Consider the following 22005-nt stretch of genomic DNA (forward strand, 5'->3'; position numbering starts at 1 on the left):
CGACGTCACTCTGCGTTAGGCTATCTCAGCCCGCTGGAGTATGAGCAACGGTTTGCGTAATAACCTGTCTACTTTTGATGGGGAAGACCAGTGTATAGAAAGGTTTGGATGTTGAAGTCACTATTTTTATCATTAGCTTTTAGAGAAATTAATAAAGGCGGATCTCGCTTTTATTCTTCTATTTCGGCTTCAACGACATTGTCATTCTTTCTACTTCTTAACTTATGGTCAGTGCTATTGTTTAGTGAATATCTATTTGGCGGTATATTTACTAATTTGAATAACTTCTTGTTTAGTAAGCAACATTATATTGCTACTGTAATAATTACGTTTTTTGCTGTTATGGCAATTATCCATCAGCGGTTTCGAAAGCTGGACTTAGCTTTATTAGCCAAACAGTATCAAATTAGTATAGGTAAATTTGTTGCTTATAGTGTTATTAGCGGCATTGTATTTATATGTGCATTATTGGTGGGCGTGTAAATACACCTAACAAGAAAATAAAGCGGGACTGCTAACAGTTTGCTCGGTTCCGCTCCGCTTCACATTTTAGCAAACTATTAATCAGCCCCTTATTTGGGCGTTATATTCTTTCAAGAACGGAGCCATGAATGGAATACACTGCTGATTATTTTCTAAAGGAAATATATGACCTTGAGGCTTCGGGTATGCTTTCTGACTTGGCGCTAAGCCCAAGTCTTTTTACTCATTTCATTGCATTTGATGAAAGTGACAATAAAAGAGCAATAAAGTACATAATTTCGGTTCTTGATGAATGCTATAAGGCAGGGCATTTACGCATAGCAATTTCCCACAATGATCAAGAGCTATTCGGTTACGCTATGCTCTTTGTTCATCCGGACCCCAAGTTTCCAAAGTATCTTCATAAAATATATGTAAAAGAAGAACTTCGTGGTCATGGTATAGGCGGGCAAATACTTGGGTCACTATCAGAAAGTGAACCTAAGATTTGTCTCATTTGTCCGTCAGAAAAAGTGGAGTTTTACGAAAAATATGGATTTCACTATACACAGCCTTTTGAAGTTCCTAAAGACAATAACTTTCTTTTGTCTAAAGGCTTGTATTCTGGGCTGTGTGTCATGAACAACCATAATGACACACTGGGTGCGCCTATATTTTTCCTCAATGATAACGACATTAAAAATATTGTTGGCATACAAATATAACAAGGCGGTGTTGTCGCCTTCGGCTGGGACTGCCATTCCGCTGGCGCTCCATGTCAGCCCCAAACCGTGGCGTTACCGAATAAATACTCTAACGTGTTTTTGTCCAAAAACGCGCTAGAGTGGTCGTCCGTTCTTCGCTCTAAGCCGAACTTGATGTTCAATGAACAGCTAAGCATACGCTACCTAAAATGCTAATAAAGTCATTTTCTTATACTTAATTATTCTCAAAGCTCATTTGAATTAACGGCTTTGCTTTTTCAATGTCTTGCTCTGTGCGTATCAGCACTTCTAGGTCACCGGTACCCCAATGGCCCGTGTTGGTAACGTCTCGGGTAAAGCCTTCTTCCAGTTCAATACTAGCTGGCTGTACTTTCAGGTACATAACGATTCGCTCGTCTTTCTTCTGTGGCAGTACATGAAAGCTAACGAAGTTTTTAATGCGCTTAAATGCGGTGTAGAGCTTCAGCTCTTTACGCTGTGCATCATCACCTAAAGACTCGCAAAAATCACATAGTTCGTCGTAGAGCTTGAGCAGCTTATCGCTTGAAGTTTCAAGCATGGCCTTATGGCTTTTATCTTGGCTTGTTGCTTTTAAGCTTTTGGGCTGGTGGCTTACTTTAACGGTGCCGGTGGCCTTGGTCGTTTGGGTATTTACTAACTCCAGCATAAGCAGATCCGCGCCAAAATACTTGTAGCGCATTAGCTCTATGTTCTTATCTATCTGCTTGATGGCATGTTCGTCATACTTGGTAAAATCGCTGGCAATGCAGATAAGACGTGCACCTTCCCACTCTACCGCTTCGGCTACGTCATGGGTTAGCTCTTTCATTACCAGTAATTGAAACTCGGCTTTGTGATCCAACAGCCAATCATAATAAAACAGGCCTTGGTTTATCACATTTTCATTGGTATGGCGCTTGTATTCAATGATCACGGGGCAACCGTTTTCATCTAACCCCAGCGAGTCAATACGCCCACCGTTAGAGGTACTGAACTCCGTTGCCAGAAATCGGACTCCGAGAAAGGTGTCCATATGTTGCTCAACCAGTTGCTGAAGGTCTTTTTCGAGTTTTGCCGCTTGGCTTGGCAATTCCACTACCTGACTTTGGTTGCCACCAAGCTGAAATAATTTGATATCACTCAACGTTCTTCTTCCCTATGCCTTGGCGCTACTACCCACTTTATTTGACAAAAAGCTTTAGCCACCTTTGTCCACAAAGATGGTTGCCCACCAGCGAGTTTTTTTCTACTCAGCCAACTTGACCGCCTACTAATATTACGGGTTTGCAACCCATGCTACAAGCAACAGATTTCCGCCTAAAGGCCCTTACCTGATGCCCAGAGAGCTAGGCGAAAAAGCAAGCGGCTAATATATATTTGCAATACATATCAAACAGGTAGTGGCCGAAAAAAATTTGAAAAAAATTAAATTTTTGACGGAAGAACGCTTTTAGATGTAGATAATAGGTGTTGCCCAAATAAACCTAACTAACAATAAATCGGGGTAACGCCATGAAATTACACGCACCTGTAAAGGTAATCAGAAAACCAGAAGTGCTGGAAATATTTGGTTTCAGTAACTCAACAATCTATAACCGCATTAACGCCGGTATATTCCCTTCCCCAATATCACTAGGCGGCTCAGCCAAAGGCTGGTTGCAGCATGAAGTCAACACCGTGCTTGCTGCATACGCCGCCGGGAAATCCACTACAGAAGTACAAGAGCTAGTTAAGGAGCTAGTGGCGCAGCGCATTGAAATTTTGGATATGGGGGCTGCGAAATGAAATTTTTGTACGCCAAGAGCGTAAAAGTAACGGCCAATTTTTCATATATCGACTGGGATGACTTAGTGAAGTATGTTATATCGCCACCGAATATGGGAGCACTATCTCCTGATGATATAAAGAAGAAATCCCCCATCATTGTCGGTACAGATGCGCCGAACAAGAAACAAGCAACCATTTCCGCGCACAATAATCTTACCCTACTACGCCTAGATATTGACGATAGTGAGTTCGATATTGGCGGCGTAAAAGCCATATTGGCTCAGCTGGGAATCACTTCATATATCATTCACACCACGGTCAAGCACCAGTATGGCAACCATGGCAATCGCTACCGCGTCTATATACAAATAGCTGCTGGTATACCTTTAAGGTGGTGGGCGCCGATTCAAGCATACCTAGGTAATATATTCCGTGCCGATGACTGCTCTACTCGTCTTTATCAAGGGATGTATTTACCTGCAAGATACTCAGGTGACTGCTACGAATATGCTGTTGGTGAGGGTGCGCCGTTAACAATTGAAGGGTCAGAACTATTAAGGGATGCCTTGTTGTTCGAACAAGAGCAAAAAGAGCAGGAGCTCAATTTTAGCAGGAGTATCGCGCCTAAGCCTGCATATGTAGAAACCTTGGTAGGTAGCCAAGTCTCTATCATTGATCTTGTAAATAATTCCTACTCTTGGGATTACGTTCTAACCCAGCACGGCTACAAACGCCAAGGTAATGCCTACTTGCCACCTGAATCATCAAGCGGTAAAGCAGGCGCATATATTCTCACCAGCATGACCGATGGCAAAGAACGGCTGTACTCCCACCATTCAAGTGATCCGTGCGCTATAGGTCAATGCATTGACCAGTTTGATTTCCTCACTATCCGCGCGTTCGGTGGTGACCCCAAGCTAGCACTGAGAGAACTGGCAAAAAAATTCCCTGATGTGAATAAACATAACAAAAAAGAATGGGCTATTTCGCAACATAACAAGCGAGTTAGCTCTTCACTTAAGCTAGGAGAATGAGTATGAAACTGCTACCACCGGATAAACCGGTCGAAATCTCTTTACCTGAAAATACAAAAAAGCAATGCCCTGAATATGTGGATTTTAACCACAAAGGCAACCCGTTACCCACAAATACTAATTTTCAAGCAATGGTCAAGTTTGTGGGGTTGGAGCTTAGGTTCAATATGATGACCTTTGAACCCGAAATTTATGATACTGATACAGATGTTCAGAAACAGCTATCTCCAGACCAAATTGAAAGCGATTTACTTTCTCATGCTTCAAGACACAATTTGAACAAGAGCGTAGTAAAAGACCATTTCATAGCACTAGCGCAGTATAATAAGTATCACCCAGTAGCTGACTGGTTAGACTCTGGACAATGGGACGGGGAAGAAAGAGTAGAAAAGGTACTCGCATGTTTGAATGCTCTCAACGAAGAGTACGCAATGACAGTTATGAAGCGGTGGCTTGTTGGCGCCGTGGCTTCGCTTTATGAGCCAAACTTTTCTAGTAAGCTTGTGCCCGTGCTTCATGGTGATCAATGCTTTAGAAAGACGGCGTTCCTCTCCCGCCTGTGTAATATTTTTGCGAATGCGTTTCTAGAAGGCGCAGAATTAAACCCCGATAATAAAGACAGCGTGTTGTCATGTATGAGAGCCTGGTTAACTGAACTTGGTGAGCTTGAGAGGACGAATAAGAATAGCCAAGGCTCGTTAAAGGCGTTTATCACCAAAACCACTGATACGGTTCGTCCGCCCTACGCTAAGCGGGATATAAAAAAACCACGTCAATCCCACCTTATTGCCACGGTTAACGGCCTCGGCTTCCTAAAAGATGACACGGGCTCTAGCCGTTTCTGTGTTATTGAAATGGGAAGCCCAGCGGATATGGATACCTTAAACAAAATTCTTGGCTGGCAATACAATCCTAGTGGCGCTTTAAGACTGTTGGAACCTGAGCTTTTGAGACAGTTTTGGTTAGAAGTGAAGCACATGTATCAGTCAGGATATGGTTGGAATCTAACTGATCAAGAACGTGCGTTCGCTGCAAAGATTAATGACGAATACCAAGATAAAGGCAGTTGGTACGACTATATTCTGGGCGCATATTTATCGACCGACAATGACAAATACTTTGACGAATGGCGCAATGCGGCAAGCTTAGTGGATGCAGACCCTAAATTGCAGGCTGTGAATACTAAGGTTATAGGTAAAGCTCTAGCACAACTGCACAAAGAAGGTTTCTTAGAGGTTGAAACTCGCAGAGGGGGTGCCAAGTTCTACCGTAAACGTGTTACAAGCTTTGGGGCCAAGTAATGCTGGGTAATCGGTGAAAGAGATGTCAGGTTTTCTCTCTTTCATCGCTCTTTAACCACATGGTAGGTCTTTAATATCAAAGGGTTCAAGCAAAAATGGTTAAAGGGAGAATGAATTTTCTAAACTTTTTATTTATTAAATAGAAAACCAGCTAGGTTAGTAATACAAGCAGTTATTTTTTAAAGTCTCAAGCTCTTCTTTCATCATCCACCAGATCCAGCCGATTCACTGCACAACAAAGAATAGGCTATTTGGCTACCTACCCCTTGTTAGGTTCCTTTTCGGGTATCGGTGCCGTGCGGGGTTCGCAGAGTGCAGAGAGCGGCCACTCAGAATTGAGTATTTACTCTAACTACTTAAGGTCAATAAAACCAATACCAGCTTCGTTTAAAAAACAACCAAGGGCATGGTAACTAATTGAACACTATCAATACAATTTGTAAACAATAGGCTAAATAGTACTGTCAGCCACAGATTTGACTGCTTTTTTTATAGAAAATGGCCTTATCTCACCATTAGAAAAATGGACTTTAAAACAAGCAGTTGTTGACCAAGAACCATTATTCTGCCGTTTCTCATAAGCAACGATAAAGCCTTCAATCAATCGACCATTTAACTCATACCCCGGAGAGTTGTTACAGTAACGCTCATAGAGATCTTTTAACATATCAAATAACTCCCCTTCAGTAATTGGCCCGTCTGGCAACAATTCCTGCTTTTGACTGTTGAAAAACGCCACGACGTCACCTTGCGTTTCAAACCGTCTCCCTGCTAGCGTTACTGGTTTTGCTTTACCCATACTTCCGTTCTCCTAGTCAGAAATTTAATTTCACACGGCTTTAAAGCCTAAGCAAAGATCTTATTACTACGCCCCTTACAATATAAATATTTTCAATTAAAAACAAAAGCATAACAACCCTGAAAACGAAGCCAAACGATGCGTACTCAAGATGCTTAAATTGTCTTCGACGCCTGTACGATAAAACCAGACCACCACTCCATTATTGGGCGTCTGCGCTCGATATAATCGGTGCGGTTATATGCTCTACGCACCTCGTTTTTGTCTACATGCGCTAACGATGCTTCAATAAGGTCAGCGTCTAGTCCTCGCTCATTCATTGCCGTACTGGCAATGGAACGCATACCATGCGCCACCAGCCTGTTTTTAAAGCCCATCCTTTTTAATGCAGCATTGGCTGTTTGCGGGTTGCTGGGTTCGTTAGGATGGCGATCACTTGGAAACACATATTCACGGTGGCCACTGATAGGCTTCATCCTCTCAAGAATCTTAATAGCCGACAGGGTTAGTGGCACTATATGTTCGCGTTTCATTTTCATACGTTCAGCGGGAATGACCCAAACACGATTATCAAAATCTATCTCTTCCCACTTTACTCCAGCTGCCTCACTTGCCCGTGTGATTGTATGAAGTTGCCACTCAATTAGGCACCTTGTAGTTATCTTAATACTGGCATAAGCAAGCGTATTCATAAGCTCTGGCAGCTCACTCGGCTTGAGCGCTGGAAGGTTCTTCTGCTTTGGGGTTTCAAACGCCGCTTTAATCCCCGCTAGTGGGTTATGATGGATGACCCCCGTATTTACGGCAAAAACCATCACTTCATTTAGGTGGCGGATAACCTTATTTGTTGTTTCCAAGCTCCCTTTTGCAGCTAATGGCTTTAAAACTGCGATGGTTTCCGGGGCATTGATTTGGGAAATCGGGTGATTGGCTAGTTTAGGAAACACATGATTTTGAAAATTGCGCCATAGGCTGGTCGCCGTACTTTCTGCGATTCGCGTCTTTTTAACTTCAAACCATGTTTGCGCCACTGACATTAACGTAGTTTCAAGCTCAAGCTTGTCAGCTCGCTGTTGCTGCTCCTTCTCTAACTTAGGGTCTTTACCATCAGCCAGTAGTTCCCGCGCCGCTATTTTGCGTTTTCGCGCATCGGCTAATGATACTTCGGGGTAACTGCCCAAGCTTAAAGAGGATCTCGCTTTTGAAATTGGCTTATAGTAATCAAGTAACCACTGTTTAGAGCCGTTCGGCATGACACGTAACTGCAAACCTTCACCATCGGCCAGCTTGTAAAGCTTGTCCCGTGGCCTAGCCTGTTTTACTTGGGTATTCGTAAGCGGGGTGACGATTTTAGCCATAGTAAGTAGTACAACTTGTATAAAAACCAAACTGTACTACTAAATGTACTACTAAAATTACTGAATGTCCGTAGATGTGGTTGATTTATTTTGGACATAAAAAAAGCCCAATTTTCTAATATATATCAGAAAGTTTGGACTCATCTGGTTCATATCGAACCGAAAAGTGGTACCAGTGGGCGGACTTGAACCGCCACGCCCGAAGGCAACGGATTTTGAATCCGTCATGTCTACCAATTCCATCACACTGGCATCTTTTTTCTTTGACCTTCTCGGCGAGAAGATAAAGAAAAACCACTTCAGAGCAAAGGCTTTTTTTATTTGCCCTCATCTCTATGCCCTGCATTATACAAAGAATGATAAGCGCGGCAAGCGTTTTATGTTATTAATGTGTCAACTGCCGAATATTCAACCAAAGCGGGCTTTTTGCTTATCTTACATCTGAATACGGCGGTCAACGCCCTAGCCCACGAACCGGGAAAGCGTCGCCTTTGTAATCACCCTTTGTTACACTGTCGCCGATTTTGTTTGAGAGAAATAACATCATGTCATTGAATTCTGCGCCTGCGGGCATTGGTCGCCGTCTTGCTTCACTTATTTATGACGGCTTAGTGGTTATTGCCTTCGCCATGCTGACTACCGTGGTCTTTTTATTATTGGTACAAGGCGGTGTATCCCTGGGCTGGATTGCCATGGGCGAGGCCGAAGATGTGGCCGCGCTGATCCAAGAAAATACTGTGCTTTATGTTATTCGCGATATTCTCCTGGTGCTGGTGAGCATTAGCTTTTTTGGTTATTTCTGGAGCAAAAGCGGACAAACCATAGGCATGCGTGCCTGGCGCTTACAAGTACGTCGTTTAGATGGTTCTTTACCTACATTTTGGCAAGGTGCATGGCGCAGCTTAACCGCCCTGCTCGGCCTGGGTAACCTGCTGGTTTTAGTGGATTTTAAGAATAAACGCGCATTGCAGGATTACCTCTCAGGTTGTGAGGTTGTAACCCTATCGAAAGAAGATAATAAAAAGGTCTATCGCGCCCTAGATTAAGACCTGGATGTAGGTCGGGGTTCACCCCGACAAAGATACACCATGTGTTGATATGTCGGCGCAGAGTACCGACTTATTATTTCAGAGCGGCCATCAGCGCCGCGCTAATGTAGGTCGGCCTTCAGGCCGACAATAGAACACCAATCTTCCTTTGTCGGCGCAAAGCACCGACCTACAATAGGGCACCATTGGCACCTTGACGGCGCAAAGCACCGACCTACAAATAGGGCATCATTGGCACCTTGTCGGCGCAAAGCACCGACCTACAAATAGTGTATTATTGGCACCTTGTCGGCGCAACGCGCCGACCTGTAACGGCTCTTTCATTCAATCTAAACGCTTTCTGATCGCGGCGCTCGTTGTGTAGCATAGCAGCGCTATGTAATACCAATTCACTTAAATAGCTAATCATTCTAGCGGGCTAAATATCATGCTCACCGTGTTGGAATTTTTCTATGTAGAATAACTACATAAGAAAAATTCCGCCTTGTGATCATCTCATTTATCCAGCGCTATATCTGATCACATACTTAACAGAATTGGTATAAACAGCGAGCAACAAAGAGCAGGATGCGTTTAGGCAGAATCAGCCAAAATAATTAAGCGTGACGAGCGTGACGAGCGCGGCAAGTACAAGGCAAAAATGGTCAAAATGCCGCAGTTTACATAGAGTAAATGAGGACATTGAGACCATTTTTAACACCGTAATTGTGAGCGCAGTAGCTTTAATTGCGGCGTTTGAGTAGATAACTGGCAAAAATGATAAACAGCAGGCTCGGCAGTACCGCACCGATAAAGGCTGGGATCTGATAAACAGATACTATCGGCCCAAAAATGCGGTCGGTGAGGTGGAACACGATACCCGTGATCACCCCCATAACGATGCGCGCGCCCATGGTCACCGTACGCAGCGGCCCAAAGATAAACGACAGTGCCACCAGTAACATCACCCCAAGCGCCACCGGCTGCATAACCTTGCGCCACAGGGCGAGTTCATAGGTGCTGGTATCCTGATCATTTTGCTTGAGATACTGCAAATAAGACCAAAGGCCGGTAAAAGACAGGGTTTCCGGCTTCACCGAGACCACGCCCAGCTTCTCTGAAGTTAGCTGCGAGGCATAAAAGTATTCGTCCTGAGACTGCTCGCTAATTTGCTGCTCCGACATATGCAGGGTTCTTACATCACGCAGCATCCAACCGCCGTCACGGCTGAAACCATTGGCCGCAAAGGTTACCTGCTGCAATTGCAGTTCCTTATCAAAATGATACATGCGAATGCCGTTTAGCTGGCCTTGTTGATCAACGTCCTCAATATTTATAAAGACATCGCCATCTTTGGCCCAGACCCCTTGTTGGGCGCTGAAAACTTCCCCCCCGAATATGGCTTGTGAACGCAGCTGCTTAGCGGTTTGCTCCGCCTTGGGCACGCCCCACTCGGCCATGGCCATCATAAGTAGGGCCATCACTATGGCAGTTTTCATTACCGAACCAATTACTTGCAGACGCGACATACCGGCGGCCTGCATCACCACCAATTCGCTGTTAGATGCAAGTGCACCTAAACCCGTCAAGCCGCCGATCAGTGCCGCCATGGGGAAGAAAACCACCACATCACCGGGGATGCTGTACAGGGTGTAGAGCATGGCGTCTATGATGTCATAACTGCCCCGCCCCACCGACTTCAATTGTTCGATAAACTTGATCAGGGTGCTAATACCCACCAAGACCAGCAAGGCAAACCCTGTGGTTTGTAATATGCTGCGCCCTAGATACCAGTCTAATGTTTTCATGCTGTGGCACCTCTGCGCTTAAAGCTGGCGCGCAGCCAGGCACCCAGGGGGCGTCCTTTAATAATCAAAAATGCACCTATAAATAAAGCACTTAAATGCACCCACCATAATCCTGCGGAGACCGGGATCTTGCCGTCTTCAAGGGCAAACTTGGCGGCATTAAGCAAGATAAAGTAACCCAGATATAAGGCGATGGCGGGCACCAACTTGGCAAACTTACCCTGGCGTGGATTAACCACACTGAGCGGCACCGCAATTAAGGTCAGCAATGGAATAGATAAGGGAATGGCCAAGCGCCATTGGAATTGCGACACAGCCTCATTGCTATCTTGTTTTAATAATTCAGAGGTGGGCACGGCTTCCAGCTTACGTCGCTTATGCTCTATGGCCTGGTCGCGAATTTGCACCTGATAACTGTCAAATTCGGTGCGTTGTAAATCAAGCCCCTGATCTTTTAATTCCACCCGTTGGCCTTGGCTTAAGATAAGCTGCTGTTCGCCATTTTCATGCTCTTCTACCTGACCCATATCGGCGTAAACGATCAAGGATTTTTGCACATCTTCACCGCGCAGCAACTGGGCCACAAAAACGCGATTAAGCACCCGACCACCGTTGTCGATGTTATGGATAAAAACCACGGCTTTTTCGTTACCGGTTTCCTGGAAGCGCCCGGCACGTAAAGCAGACAAACCGGCTTCAGCCTCGGCTCGTTCTTTCAACTGATACTCTTTTTCACTGGCCCAAGGCGCCAGATAAAGGGTCATGGCCCCGGCTAAGATGGCCAGCACGGTACTGGAGATTAAGGTCACCCGCACCACATACCATTCGCTGACGCCACAGGCCTTTAAAACCGTCATTTCGCTGTCGGCATACACTCGGCTATAAGCGAGAATAATACCTAGGAATATACTTAGAGGGAGAATCAAGGAAGCCAGTTGCGGCAACTTTAAGGCAACCACAGAAAGCACCAGTTTTGCTGGAATACTACCCTCAGAGGCATCGCCTAAAATGACAACGAATTTTTGACTCACAAATATCGTCATGAGGGTAACAAAAACAGCCACCTGCGACTTCAAAACTTCTGCGGTTAAGTATCTAAAAATCAGCAATGTGCGCCCCTAAAAACGTCGTGTTTCACTGGCATAGTGGGAAAATTTGAGTAAACTAGTTATTTTAGTCACTTTATTATATGTCAAGCGGATCAAATATCCTACCTAAGGCATGTAATTGTCTACACTTTAGTTTAGTGGATTGAGTAAAACGTAAATAGTTCACTGGCATATTATAAGTACTTACTCGGCCTGTTGCTGAACAACACGCCAGAAGTACCGATTATTCCTCTAATTAGGAGTCACAATGGAATTTAGCGTAAAGAGTGGAAGTCCAGAGAAACAGCGCAGTGCCTGTATCGTGGTGGGTGTTTATGAACCACGCCGATTATCACCCATAGGTGAGCAGCTGGACCAGATCAGCGAAGGCTATATTTCGAATCTTTTGCGTCGCGGCGACCTTGAAGGCAAGCCAGGCCAAACCCTGCTACTGCACCATGTACCTAACGTTTTAAGTGAGCGCGTACTTCTGGTTGGCTGTGGTAAAGAACGCGAACTTGATGACAAACAATACAAACAAATCATCTCCAAAACCATCAACACCCTAAACGAAACCGGGGCGATGGAAGCCGTTTGTTTCTTAACCGAGCAGCATGTTAAGGGCCGCGATACCTATTGGAAAGTGCGCCAGGCAGTAGAAACTACCCAGGATTGCCTGTACACCTTCAACGAATTAAAAAGCAAAAAGAGCGACCCGCGTCGACCGCTACGTAAAATCGTCTTCAACGTGCCAACTCGTCGCGAGTTGACCATAGGCGAAAGCGCCATCGAACATGGTCTGGCCATCGCTTCCGGTGCCAAGCTATGTAAAGACGTGGCCAATATGCCGCCAAATATCTGTAATCCGCGCTATTTAGGTGAACAAGCCAAGTCGCTGGAAACCGAGTTCGACAAGGTTACGGTGAATCTGGTTGGCGAGAAAGAAATGGAAGAGCTGGGCATGCACTCATACCTGGCCGTAGGTCGCGGCAGCGCCAATGAATCTGTGATGTCGGTGATCCACTATAACGGTGGTGTTGAAGATGCAGCACCTATCGTGCTTGTGGGTAAGGGCCTGACCTTCGACTCGGGCGGTATTTCAATTAAACCAGGCGAAGGCATGGATGAAATGAAGTACGACATGGGCGGCGCCGCCGGTGTTATCGGCACCATGCGCTCTATCGCTGAGATGAACCTACCCATTAACGTGATTGGCGTATTAGCCGGCTGTGAAAACATGCCGGGCAGCAATGCCTATCGCCCGGGTGACATTCTTACTACCATGTCGGGGCAAACCGTTGAGGTACTTAACACGGACGCGGAAGGCCGTTTGGTACTGTGTGACGCGCTGACCTATGTTGAAGCCTTCGACCCAGACACTGTTATCGACGTTGCCACCCTAACAGGCGCTTGTATTATCGCCTTAGGTGCCCATGCTACCGGTATGCTGTCAAACCACAACCCGCTGGCCCATGACCTGCTTAAAGCCGGTGAGCAAAGTGGCGACCGCGCTTGGCAGTTGCCATTGTGGGATGATTACCACGAACAGCTGGACAGCCCATTTGCCGATTTCACCAACCTGGGTGGTCGTGCAGCCGGTACCATCACGGCGGCGTGTTTCTTGTCTAAATTCACCAAGAAATACAACTGGGCGCACCTGGATATCGCCGGTACGGCCTGGCGTAGTGGCGGCAAAAACAAGGGCGCAACCGGTCGTCCTGTGCCTATGCTGACCCAGTATTTGATTAATCGCGCTGGCGTTTCAGAAAACCCGCAAGATTAATCTTCCCGATTAATCAGCCTTAGTACTGTTAAGCCCCTTTTATAGGGGCTTATTCATTGATGCAAACTGCCGATTGTGGCAAAATTGGCGCATTAACGAGCCGCGTAGAGGACGCAATGCACGCGTTATTTTACCTGCTAGAAAATACCGATGAGCCGGGCCATGACGTGCCGGCTCATTTTGATCTTGGTGCCCGCCTCGCAGCGGAGCAATACCGCCAGGGCAAAAGGGTATTTATTTTTGTTGATAACCGTGACGATGCGCACCTTATCGACCAACATTTATGGGCGTTTGACGCCGATAGTTTTGTGCCCCACAACCTTCAAGGCGAAGGCTCTCGTGGCGGCGCCGCCGTAGAAATTGGACAAACACCGCCGGTTGCCAAGCGCACTGTGCTAATTAATTTAGCCTCCACGGTGCCCGATTTTATACGCCGCTTCGACACCATTTTAGATTTTGTGCCCGCCGACGAGCGACGCAAACAAATGGCACGAGCAAAATACAAGCAGCTTCGCGATATTGGCGCGCAGCTAAGCACACAAAAAGTTTAGATAGAATTTAAAGGTCCTGGGCAATGGATAAAACCTACAATCCGCAAGATATTGAACAATCCCTCTATCAAGAGTGGGAAGAAAACGGCTACTTCAAACCAAGTGGCGAAGGCGATGCATACTCAATCATGATCCCACCACCGAACGTCACAGGTAGCCTGCATATGGGCCACGCGTTCCAAGATACCATTATGGATACCCTTATTCGCTTTAAGCGCATGCAGGGCAACAACACCCTATGGCAGGTAGGTACCGACCATGCTGGTATCGCCACGCAAATGGTTGTAGAGCGCAAGCTGGCCGCGGAAGAAGGTAAAACTCGCCATGACTTGGGCCGTGACGCCTTTATCGACAAGATCTGGGAATGGAAAGAGCAATCAGGTGGCACCATCACCAAGCAACTGCGTCGCCTTGGCGCCTCTGTTGATTGGGACCGTGAGCGTTTCACCATGGACGACGGTCTGTCGGAAGCAGTTAAAGAAGTTTTCGTTCGCCTGTACAAGGATGACCTGATCTACCGTGGTAAGCGCCTGGTTAACTGGGACCCGAAACTACACACCGCCATCTCTGACCTAGAAGTAGAGAACAAAGACAAGCAAGGCCATATGTGGAACCTGCGCTACCCGCTGGCGGATGGCGTTAAAACCCAAGATGGTAAAGACTATATCGTTGTTGCAACAACCCGTCCTGAAACCATGCTGGGCGACACAGGTGTTGCGGTAAACCCGGATGACGAGCGCTACCAGGACCTTATCGGTAAAGAAATTCTGCTTCCTATCGTCAACCGTCGCATTCCTATCGTGGCCGACGAGCACGCCGATATGGAAAAAGGCACGGGCTGTGTAAAAATCACCCCGGCACACGACTTCAACGATAACGAAGTGGGCAAGCGTCATCAGTTGCCTATGATCAACGTATTCGACAAGGATGCGGCGATTCTTAGCGAAGGTGAAACCTTCACCTTCGACGGCAAGCCTCTTGAGCTGGACGCACCTCTTCCAGAGCGTTTCCACGGCCTTGACCGTTTCGATGCCCGTACCAAGGTTGTTGAAGAGTTTGAGCAAGCCGGTCTGCTTGAAAAAATCGACGACCACAGCCTGACCGTACCTTACGGTGACCGCTCGGGCGTGATCATCGAGCCACTGCTTACAGACCAATGGTATGTGCGCGTTGCGCCTCTTGCTGAGCCTGCGATCAAAGCGGTTGAAGACGGCGATATCCAATTCGTTCCTAAGCAATATGAGAACATGTACTTCGCCTGGATGCGCGATATTCAAGACTGGTGTATCTCACGTCAGCTTTGGTGGGGTCACCGTATCCCGGCATGGTATGACAGCGAAGGTAACGTCTATGTTGGCCGTGATGAAGCAGAAGTGCGCCGCGACAACAACTTGAGCAATGACGTAACACTGACTCAAGACGATGACGTACTTGATACCTGGTTCTCATCGGCGCTATGGACCTTCTCGACACTGGGCTGGCCGAATAACCTTGAAGATCTAAAAGTATTCCACCCGTCTAATGTCCTGGTTACCGGCTTCGACATCATCTTCTTCTGGGTTGCGCGTATGATCATGATGACCATGCACTTCATCAAAGACGAAAACGGTAAAGCGCAAGTGCCATTTAAAACAGTTTACGTGACCGGTCTTATCCGTGATGAGAACGGCGACAAGATGTCAAAATCAAAAGGTAACGTGCTTGACCCGTTAGACATGATCGACGGTATCGATCTTGAAAGCCTGGTTACCAAGCGTACCGGCAACATGATGCAGCCGCAGCTGGCACAGAAGATTGAGGAAAACACCCGTAAGACATTCGCCGATGGCATTGAGCCGCACGGTACGGATGCGCTGCGCTTCACTCTGGCGGCCATGGCTTCAACCGGCCGTGATATCAACTGGGACATGAACCGTCTTGAGGGTTACCGTAACTTCTGTAACAAGCTTTGGAACGCCAGCCGTTACGTGCTGATGAATACCGAAGAGCAGGATTGTGGCTTTAACGATGCTGAGCGCGAATACTCGCTGGCGGATCGTTGGATCCAGGGTCAGTTCCAGCAAACGGTGAAAACCTTCACCGAGCATCTGGATAACTATCGTTTTGACCTGGCTGCCAATACCATCTATGAGTTCACTTGGAACCAGTTCTGTGACTGGTACTTAGAACTTACCAAGCCGGTATTATTCAAGGGTAACGAAGTACAGCAACGTGGTACGCGTCATACGCTGATCACCGTACTTGAAGGCCTGCTGCGCCTGATGCACCCATTGATGCCTTACATCACAGAAACCATCTGGAAGCGTGTAGCGCCAATCGCGGGTATGGAAGCCAATACCATCATGCTGCAAGCCTTCCCGCAGTTTGATGAAAGCAAGGTAGATGCAACGGCCATGGCCGACCTGGAGTGGCTGAAGCAATTCATCGTTGCCATTCGTAACATCCGCGGTGAAATGGACATCAGCCCAAGCAAGCCACTGAATGTATTATTGGCCAATGCCGGTAGCGAAGACACCCGTCGTCTGGAAGAAAACCGTACCTTCCTGAGCTCGCTGGCGAAGCTTGAAGAAGTAACTGTGCTTGCAAGCGCCGATGAAGCTCCAGCCTGTGCCACGGCACTTGTTGGCCAACTTGAGATCATGATCCCTATGGCGGGTCTGATTGATGTTGACGCCGAGCTTGCCCGTATCGCCAAGCAACTTGAGAAGGCACAAAAAGGCCTGGAACAGGTTGAGAAGAAGCTAGCAAACGAGAAGTTCGTCAGCAACGCGCCTGAAGCGGTACTGGACAAAGAAAAGTCGAAACTGGCCGAGTACAGTGAAGCAAAAGCCAAACTGCTTGAGCAAAAAGCGAAAATCGAAAGCCTGTAATTGGCCTTTTGGTTAAGCCGAAAAACGCGAGCCCAGCTCGCGTTTTTTTATGGGCGAAGAAAAAGCTATTTCGCTTCTTGTTTTTTATTTTTACGGTTTGTCATTTTAGAGCTGAATTATTGGCTTATAGTTACTATCAAAGTGCATTGATTGATAAAGTAAAATAAATATGGCGGCAACAAAAGATACTGCGAACATCTTGAACATGACGACCGAGCCCCTGACTCAGACAATGAACGAGTATTTTGTTGTCGCACAGGACGCGCTCACCAGCACGGGTTTCCTGATCCAGTTATCTATAGTTCTAACCATCTATTTGTGCTCCTTTCTCATCGCCGCCAAGCTCCGTAGAAAGGTCACGCCCGTAAAAGAACCCTCGGCAAGCCCAAGCCATGCATTGGAATTTGTAGTTAATAAACTACTGGCGGTGGTCTTTCCCATGCTCGCCATTTCATTTCTAACGCTGTCCTTACTCCTAGGGGAGCAATATGAGATTGATACCTGGTTAATCAATGCGGTGTTAATTATCGCCGTGCTGCTGTTTTTAAACACTGTTATTCGCGCCGTGGTAGACGGCGAACATATTGCCGCCTTTATGCGCTGGGTGGTGCTCCCCTTGGTGTTCCTGCATCTAGTAGGGATACTCCCGCATATTATCGCCGTGCTGGAAACAATCGCCATCACAGTAGGTAATGTTGAGGTGTCTTTTTATGGCATAGGCCGGGTATTGGTGTTTGGCGTGATCCTGTTTTGGCTCGGCAAGGCCTTTAGAATGACGGGCAAGAAGCTGATACGTAATCAAAAAAAGTTGGATGTCACCACCAAGGAAGTCTTCACCAAGGTGTTTGAAGTCGCCCTCTTCTGTGTTGGTTTTCTGCTGCTGCTCAACATTATGGGTATCAACCTTACGGCACTTGCGGTATTCGGGGGCGCCTTGGGTGTGGGCCTGGGGTTAGGCCTGCAAACGATTGCCTCAAATTTCATTTCCGGCATTATTATCCTGGTGGATCGCTCATTAACCATAGGCGACTTTATAGAACTAGAAGACGGCAGCAAGGGGTTTGTACGCGAGTTTCGCATGCGTTATACGGTGTTAGAAACCTATGACGGCAAAGACATACTCGTCCCCAATGAAAAGTTTATCAATTCCCTGATGACCAACTGGACCCACAAGGACCCCAAGCAGCGCTATCGCATCGACTTTAGCGTCGCTTATAAAACCGATATCCGGGCCATGTGCGAGATAATCAAAGAAGCCGTGGCCGAGCACCCTCAAGTGATCAGCGGCGAGGATATCCCCTTTGAAGAGCGTCCCGATTGTGAAATCGACTCATTCGGAGATTTTGGTGTGAATATGTTCGTCGAGTTCTGGATGTTCGGCATAGATGACGGCAAAAACCGTGTCGGTGGCGATCTGCTGCTGATCGTTTTTGAAACACTGCGAGAGCACAATATCGAGATCCCATTCCCACAAAGAGAAGTGCGCATACTCGACGACAACGCGCCGTCGATAAGAAATACTACGCCGAAATAGCCAATTGAACTTATTTATCCCCACAAAAAAACGCGAGCCTAAGCTCGCGTTCTTGTTATCCCATCTAAAATCTTAGTGACCTAGGATTGACACAATTTCTCGGGTATTTTTAATTAAGCGAATAATGCGGTTATCCACTTCAATTGAAATAACACCATCATGGCCATGGGTATCGATCACTCGACCACGGCGATAAATATCATAATCAAGAATGTCACCCTGGCGATATTTTTTGTGCCAACCCGGAGGCAATGAGCCGCCGTTATCGACTTTCTTTTGCAGACCAGGTGGTAGAGAGCCTTTGCCTTTACCCTTGTCATGATGTTCTTTGGCGTTCGCCATTCCCGTCACTAGGCTAAGGCCGATTACGGCAACACATAAGTAGGTCTTCATACCAATATCCCTTTTATTTTTTTTGTTAGCCTAACAATGTTTAATGAACAGACCATGAAGCGTCATTTTTGATCCACAGTCATGCCAACCTCACTCCAGCCGACGCCGAAAACACATGACAAAACAACCTCCGCCTAAAGACGGGCTTTGACTGACCTCAATAGTCCCGTGCAGCAGTTCGGTGACTTTCTTAACGATGGCAAGACCATAGCCATAGCCTTTTTTAATCGAGTTTTCGGGGCGATTAAAGGGCATAAAAAAGCCCTCTATCTGAGACTGCTTCACACCCGGACCATCATCCTCAATGATAAACTGCCATTGCTCGCCCACTTCCAGCACCTGGATATGCACGCGACTTTGCGCATATTTAACGCCATTGTCTATAAGGTTGCGAAATGCCCAGCGCAATAAGCGTTCGTCGGAATAAATACTCAGGCTATCGGGGGCTTGCAGAGTTACCTGCTTGCTGCCAAAACGCTGATAGGGCTTTATAAGCTGAGCCAATAGGCTGGGCAATTCAATCTGAGATAACTGTAAACGCTGTTCGTGTTCATATTTAGACAGGCGCAAATACTCATCGCTTAATATTTCTAACTCCTTTAAATCCTCTTTAAATAACGCCCTGTCCCGCTCATGCAAACCGGCATTAGTCAGGGTCATCGAAATGCGAGAAATAATGGTTCTGGCCTCGTGGCTAAGGGTGTTGGAGAGCTCTCTTTGCAACGCCAGTAAATGGCTGAGCCTGTGCGCCATATAGGCCATTGCATCTATCACGGATTGAAAGAGGAAGGATCGCCGGTTGTACCAAAGGCTATAATCGCGAGTTTTCGCGAACTCTGTAGCGGCCCGTTTTATATGGTAGAAGGCAATCACAAAAGGCAGGGTCAGTGCCAACAGCGCACCGGCTAAGACGATATAAAAGAGCCAAGTGTATATAAGGCCATTGCGCTTTTCCGCACTGGTGTCCACACGAAAAACCCGCTGGTTATCTTGGCTGATAATATACAGCCAGGCACGCTCTCCCTGCGTAGTGTGAATATATTGGTAGGCGTTTTTTGGCGCATTCTCTGGAATTGCAAAGCCGATACTGGCCAAAGGCATCACACTGACTCGCTGGCTGATTTGCTGCTCACGCGTGCAATCCTGCACCTGGCAAAATGCCTCGCCCATTTCCACCAGCAGGCTATTGGCGCTCGTTTGGCTGGCCTGTTGATACCAGCTATCCGCCAGCGCCACGGAAGTTAAAATCAGCACCAGAGTGGCCAGATAATAAGCAATAAAACGTTTTAACATGGCTATCTCGACACCAACATATAGCCCTTACCCCACACAGTGCGTATTTTAATGCCGCACTTCTTGGACGCTTCCAGGCGTTTTCTTAGGCGGCTAATTCTAACGTCAACGGTACGATCAAGACCATCAAACTCACGCCCTACCAGGGCACTGAACAACTGCTCTCGATTCAAAGTTTGGTTTTTATGCTGAGCAAACACCCAGAGCAACTCAAATTCCTTCTCGGGGATCTCCAGCTCGCCATTATCCACATGCACCGACTTGTGCTGATTGTCGATCACCGCCTTGCCAAGGGTGATCTGTTGCTGGCTCTGCTGTTGTGCCAGGGTGTCAGAGTCATACCGTAAGATGGCTTTTAATTTGGCCAACAATAAATCCGGCTCCAACCGGCTTGGTAATATAGTCGGCGGCCCCCAACTCATAGCCCTGCAACTGATGCTCGGTATCGGTTAATGCCGACAAAAAGATGATCTTGGCGCTATGCAGATGGCGCAGCCGCGCCATCAGTTGAAAGCCATCGATGCCTGGCAACATCACATCACAGATAATGGCATCGAAGGCCTGTGTTCTCAGTTGCTTCTCTACCCCGCCCGCTTCGCAAAAGTGCTCGACAAAATACCCCTGGTCGCTGAGTAAACGCTTAATGCCCTCACCAAGACGAAGGTCGTCCTCTATTAACAGTAATTTATGCATAGCTGCCATTAAAATACACTCCAGAGTTTGCGCTTGAGCTTGCGCACATCTTTACCGAGTTCCTGCACCGACACCTGCTTTTCTCTGGCGGTGGTCTTGCTGTCATCGCGCACCTTGAAGGTGGTAGTGGCCCGCAAGTTCAGCTCGGTATCATAGGCTTGCGACAAGGAAGCCTGGTTGGTGCACATCAACACCTTGGCATCGGTACTGTTTTCCAAGCAAGATGACGCCGCTTGGTTTAAAGACCACTGAAATGCAAAGTTGCGCTGACAAGGGTGCCCTTGCTCAACGATACAGATACTCGGGAGGATCTCGAAAGACTGAAATTCCAGCTCGGGCTTTTGCTGCGCCCAGCAACACATGGGCGCTAAGGCAATCGCGCTGAGCACTCGTGAATTTAGAAAACCCATTTGACCCCCAAAAAATATGTGTCTAACGGTGAGTCCTTGGTAAAAGGGCTACTTAGAGCGGCGGCCGACATCCACTGTAAAGAATAGGCGCCCACCAGCCAAATGTTGTCCTCAATTTGCCTTGCAGCCTGAAGCTGAGCGCGGGCGCTGAAACGATGACCCTCAAGCGATACAGGCACCTCCTTTACGCCTTCACTGCCATAATAATAATCTAATAAATCGCCACTTTTATACGTGGCTCTCAGCAAGGACTGAAAATGCCAGTCCCACCATTGCCAATCCTGCTTATAGCCCAGCCTGAACTCATAGCCATGGTGGACGTTAGAGATATCCTTGGTGACATCGGCCTCTATACTGCCGCTGGCTAAAAAGTAGGTATAAGACACTCCGCCCATATAGGACATGGATCTCGACCGGGTGGGCACAGCCGACGTAGGCTCAAAGCCAATAATTAACCCCGAGGAAGCCAGCACACCACGGTGACTACCGCGAAAGCTGAGACCATCAAAATTTTGGCGGCCAAGCATTTCAATTTGGTATTCGGGAGTTTGTTTCAGAGCATAGCTGATAGAGGTATTTTCCAGAGTGACTTGCTCGCCGTAGTAACGTATATCCGGAACCAGATAGAGGGGAATATCCTTTCTGTCACCTTGACTGACCCCCACCCTGCCGAAGCCCACACTGGCAGAGACAACCCACCGATCAGACTCAATATAATCGTCTAGCTCCTCGGCTTGGCTGACATTCATCAGGGTCATATGAAGACACAGACCCAAGGTTATTAAACGACTTAACATGGATTATTCCCACTTTTAGGCCTTACCAATTTTTTGGTAAATGCAGACAATCTCACATTGCAATTTATCTCATAATCCAGGTTACAAAAGTGTATCACTTTGTTACGTCAAACCACTTCTCTCAAGCCCTCGCGGCACATATAGCGCCCCTTATTTAGAAACTTAAAAAGCACGCTTTTTCTGCATTTTTGTAAATTGACCGTTAAAAGAAGCAAAGGCTATAAGTACCCCGCTCAGACATCTGAGACATAACATTTTAATAACGAGTCACCCGCAAAGGTGACCCACTAGAAAAGTAAATCAGGGGGTAG

Annotated in this window: 21 protein-coding genes and 1 tRNA gene; 10 read left to right on the forward strand and 12 right to left on the reverse strand. The window is 46.9% G+C overall.

What is annotated here, in order from left to right; all coding sequences use genetic code 11:
• The first annotated feature begins 108 nt into the window (after positions 1 to 108).
• Together C2M34_RS01705 and C2M34_RS01710 are read left to right on the forward strand one after the other, a co-directional pair.
• Complete coding sequence (locus C2M34_RS01705; protein ID WP_105257905.1) at positions 109 to 483, forward strand: hypothetical protein; 375 nt, start codon at positions 109 to 111, stop codon at positions 481 to 483.
• A 128-nt stretch (positions 484 to 611) separates the two neighbouring features.
• Positions 612 to 1187: a GNAT family N-acetyltransferase gene (locus tag C2M34_RS01710; RefSeq protein ID WP_105257906.1), complete on the forward strand. Its 576-nt coding sequence runs from the start codon at positions 612 to 614 to the stop codon at positions 1185 to 1187.
• Between the two features lie 214 nt (positions 1188 to 1401).
• Here the strand turns inward: C2M34_RS01710 and C2M34_RS01715 are convergent, their stop codons facing one another.
• A complete protein-coding gene (locus C2M34_RS01715) occupies positions 1402 to 2331 on the reverse strand; it encodes a DUF5655 domain-containing protein (RefSeq protein WP_105257907.1) in 930 nt (309 codons plus the stop codon).
• Positions 2332 to 2699: 368 nt separating this feature from the next.
• Between C2M34_RS01715 and C2M34_RS01720 the strand changes: the two genes are divergently transcribed.
• Genes C2M34_RS01720 through C2M34_RS01730 form a run of 3 tightly spaced genes read left to right on the forward strand, consistent with a single transcriptional unit; the run spans position 2700 to position 5289 of the window.
• On the forward strand, positions 2700 to 2972 hold the full coding sequence (locus tag C2M34_RS01720; RefSeq protein ID WP_105257908.1) for a helix-turn-helix transcriptional regulator: 273 nt from the start codon (positions 2700 to 2702) through the stop codon (positions 2970 to 2972).
• The gene (locus C2M34_RS01725; RefSeq protein ID WP_105257909.1) at positions 2969 to 3988 is read left to right on the forward strand and encodes a hypothetical protein; all 1020 of its coding nucleotides are present in this window, start codon (positions 2969 to 2971) and stop codon (positions 3986 to 3988) included. Before C2M34_RS01720 ends, C2M34_RS01725 begins: the two co-directional genes overlap by 4 nt.
• Positions 3989 to 3990: 2 nt before the next feature.
• Positions 3991 to 5289 carry a VapE domain-containing protein gene (locus C2M34_RS01730; protein ID WP_199878763.1) on the forward strand — a complete coding sequence of 433 codons (1299 nt, stop codon included), beginning with the start codon at positions 3991 to 3993 and terminating at the stop codon, positions 5287 to 5289.
• 451 nt (positions 5290 to 5740) lie between these two features.
• On the opposite strand, the gene C2M34_RS01735 is transcribed toward C2M34_RS01730, so the two are convergent.
• The 3 genes from C2M34_RS01735 to C2M34_RS01745 form a co-directional block, all read right to left on the reverse strand.
• Positions 5741 to 6088, reverse strand: coding sequence for a hypothetical protein (locus C2M34_RS01735; protein ID WP_105257910.1), 348 nt, complete (start codon positions 6086 to 6088; stop codon positions 5741 to 5743).
• Between the two features lie 155 nt (positions 6089 to 6243).
• On the reverse strand, positions 6244 to 7446 hold the full coding sequence (locus C2M34_RS01740; protein ID WP_105257911.1) for an integrase domain-containing protein: 1203 nt from the start codon (positions 7444 to 7446) through the stop codon (positions 6244 to 6246).
• Positions 7447 to 7613: 167 nt separating this feature from the next.
• A tRNA-Leu gene (locus tag C2M34_RS01745) sits at positions 7614 to 7698 on the reverse strand.
• Between the two features lie 293 nt (positions 7699 to 7991).
• On the opposite strand from C2M34_RS01745, the gene C2M34_RS01750 reads away from it, so the two are divergent.
• The gene (locus tag C2M34_RS01750; RefSeq protein WP_105199637.1) at positions 7992 to 8492 is read left to right on the forward strand and encodes an RDD family protein; all 501 of its coding nucleotides are present in this window, start codon (positions 7992 to 7994) and stop codon (positions 8490 to 8492) included.
• Between the two features lie 725 nt (positions 8493 to 9217).
• Here the strand turns inward: C2M34_RS01750 and lptG are convergent.
• Positions 9218 to 10282, reverse strand: coding sequence for an LPS export ABC transporter permease LptG (gene lptG, locus C2M34_RS01755; RefSeq protein WP_105257912.1), 1065 nt, complete (start codon positions 10280 to 10282; stop codon positions 9218 to 9220).
• On the reverse strand, positions 10279 to 11391 hold the full coding sequence (gene lptF / locus C2M34_RS01760) for an LPS export ABC transporter permease LptF (protein ID WP_105213256.1): 1113 nt from the start codon (positions 11389 to 11391) through the stop codon (positions 10279 to 10281). The genes lptG and lptF overlap by 4 nt, the downstream gene beginning before the upstream one ends.
• Positions 11392 to 11638: 247 nt before the next feature.
• On the opposite strand from lptF, the gene pepA reads away from it, so the two are divergent.
• From pepA to C2M34_RS01780, 4 genes are all read left to right on the forward strand, one after another.
• Positions 11639 to 13153 (forward strand): leucyl aminopeptidase, encoded by a 1515-nt coding sequence (gene pepA, locus C2M34_RS01765; RefSeq protein ID WP_105199635.1) that lies wholly within the window; start codon positions 11639 to 11641, stop codon positions 13151 to 13153.
• A gap of 116 nt (positions 13154 to 13269) precedes the next feature.
• Complete coding sequence (locus tag C2M34_RS01770) at positions 13270 to 13704, forward strand: DNA polymerase III subunit chi (protein WP_105258119.1); 435 nt, start codon at positions 13270 to 13272, stop codon at positions 13702 to 13704.
• Positions 13705 to 13727: 23 nt separating this feature from the next.
• A complete protein-coding gene (locus tag C2M34_RS01775; RefSeq protein ID WP_105257913.1) occupies positions 13728 to 16574 on the forward strand; it encodes a valine--tRNA ligase in 2847 nt (948 codons plus the stop codon).
• Positions 16575 to 16779: 205 nt separating this feature from the next.
• A complete protein-coding gene (locus C2M34_RS01780; protein ID WP_105199767.1) occupies positions 16780 to 18108 on the forward strand; it encodes a mechanosensitive ion channel family protein in 1329 nt (442 codons plus the stop codon).
• Between the two features lie 72 nt (positions 18109 to 18180).
• On the opposite strand, the gene C2M34_RS01785 is transcribed toward C2M34_RS01780, so the two are convergent.
• The 6 genes from C2M34_RS01785 to C2M34_RS01810 all read right to left on the reverse strand — a co-directional run bounded on the left by C2M34_RS01785 (position 18181) and on the right by C2M34_RS01810 (position 21694).
• Entirely contained in the window at positions 18181 to 18501 is a 321-nt protein-coding gene (locus C2M34_RS01785) for a hypothetical protein (RefSeq protein WP_105199632.1), read from the reverse strand.
• Between the two features lie 90 nt (positions 18502 to 18591).
• Positions 18592 to 19794 (reverse strand): sensor histidine kinase, encoded by a 1203-nt coding sequence (locus C2M34_RS01790; protein ID WP_105257914.1) that lies wholly within the window; start codon positions 19792 to 19794, stop codon positions 18592 to 18594.
• 2 nt (positions 19795 to 19796) lie between these two features.
• Positions 19797 to 20165, reverse strand: a complete 369-nt coding sequence (locus C2M34_RS01795) for a winged helix-turn-helix domain-containing protein (RefSeq protein ID WP_158681377.1) — start codon at positions 20163 to 20165, stop codon at positions 19797 to 19799.
• Entirely contained in the window at positions 20131 to 20496 is a 366-nt protein-coding gene (locus C2M34_RS01800) for a response regulator transcription factor (RefSeq protein WP_105257916.1), read from the reverse strand. Before C2M34_RS01800 ends, C2M34_RS01795 begins: the two co-directional genes overlap by 35 nt.
• Positions 20496 to 20897 (reverse strand): DUF3019 domain-containing protein, encoded by a 402-nt coding sequence (locus C2M34_RS01805; protein ID WP_105257917.1) that lies wholly within the window; start codon positions 20895 to 20897, stop codon positions 20496 to 20498. The genes C2M34_RS01800 and C2M34_RS01805 overlap by 1 nt, the downstream gene beginning before the upstream one ends.
• On the reverse strand, positions 20885 to 21694 hold the full coding sequence (locus C2M34_RS01810; RefSeq protein ID WP_105257918.1) for a MipA/OmpV family protein: 810 nt from the start codon (positions 21692 to 21694) through the stop codon (positions 20885 to 20887). The genes C2M34_RS01805 and C2M34_RS01810 overlap by 13 nt, the downstream gene beginning before the upstream one ends.
• Positions 21695 to 22005 lie beyond the last annotated feature (311 nt).

Source organism: Pseudoalteromonas sp. T1lg88 (assembly GCF_002964765.1).
Classification (GTDB): Bacteria; Pseudomonadota; Gammaproteobacteria; order Enterobacterales; family Alteromonadaceae; genus Pseudoalteromonas.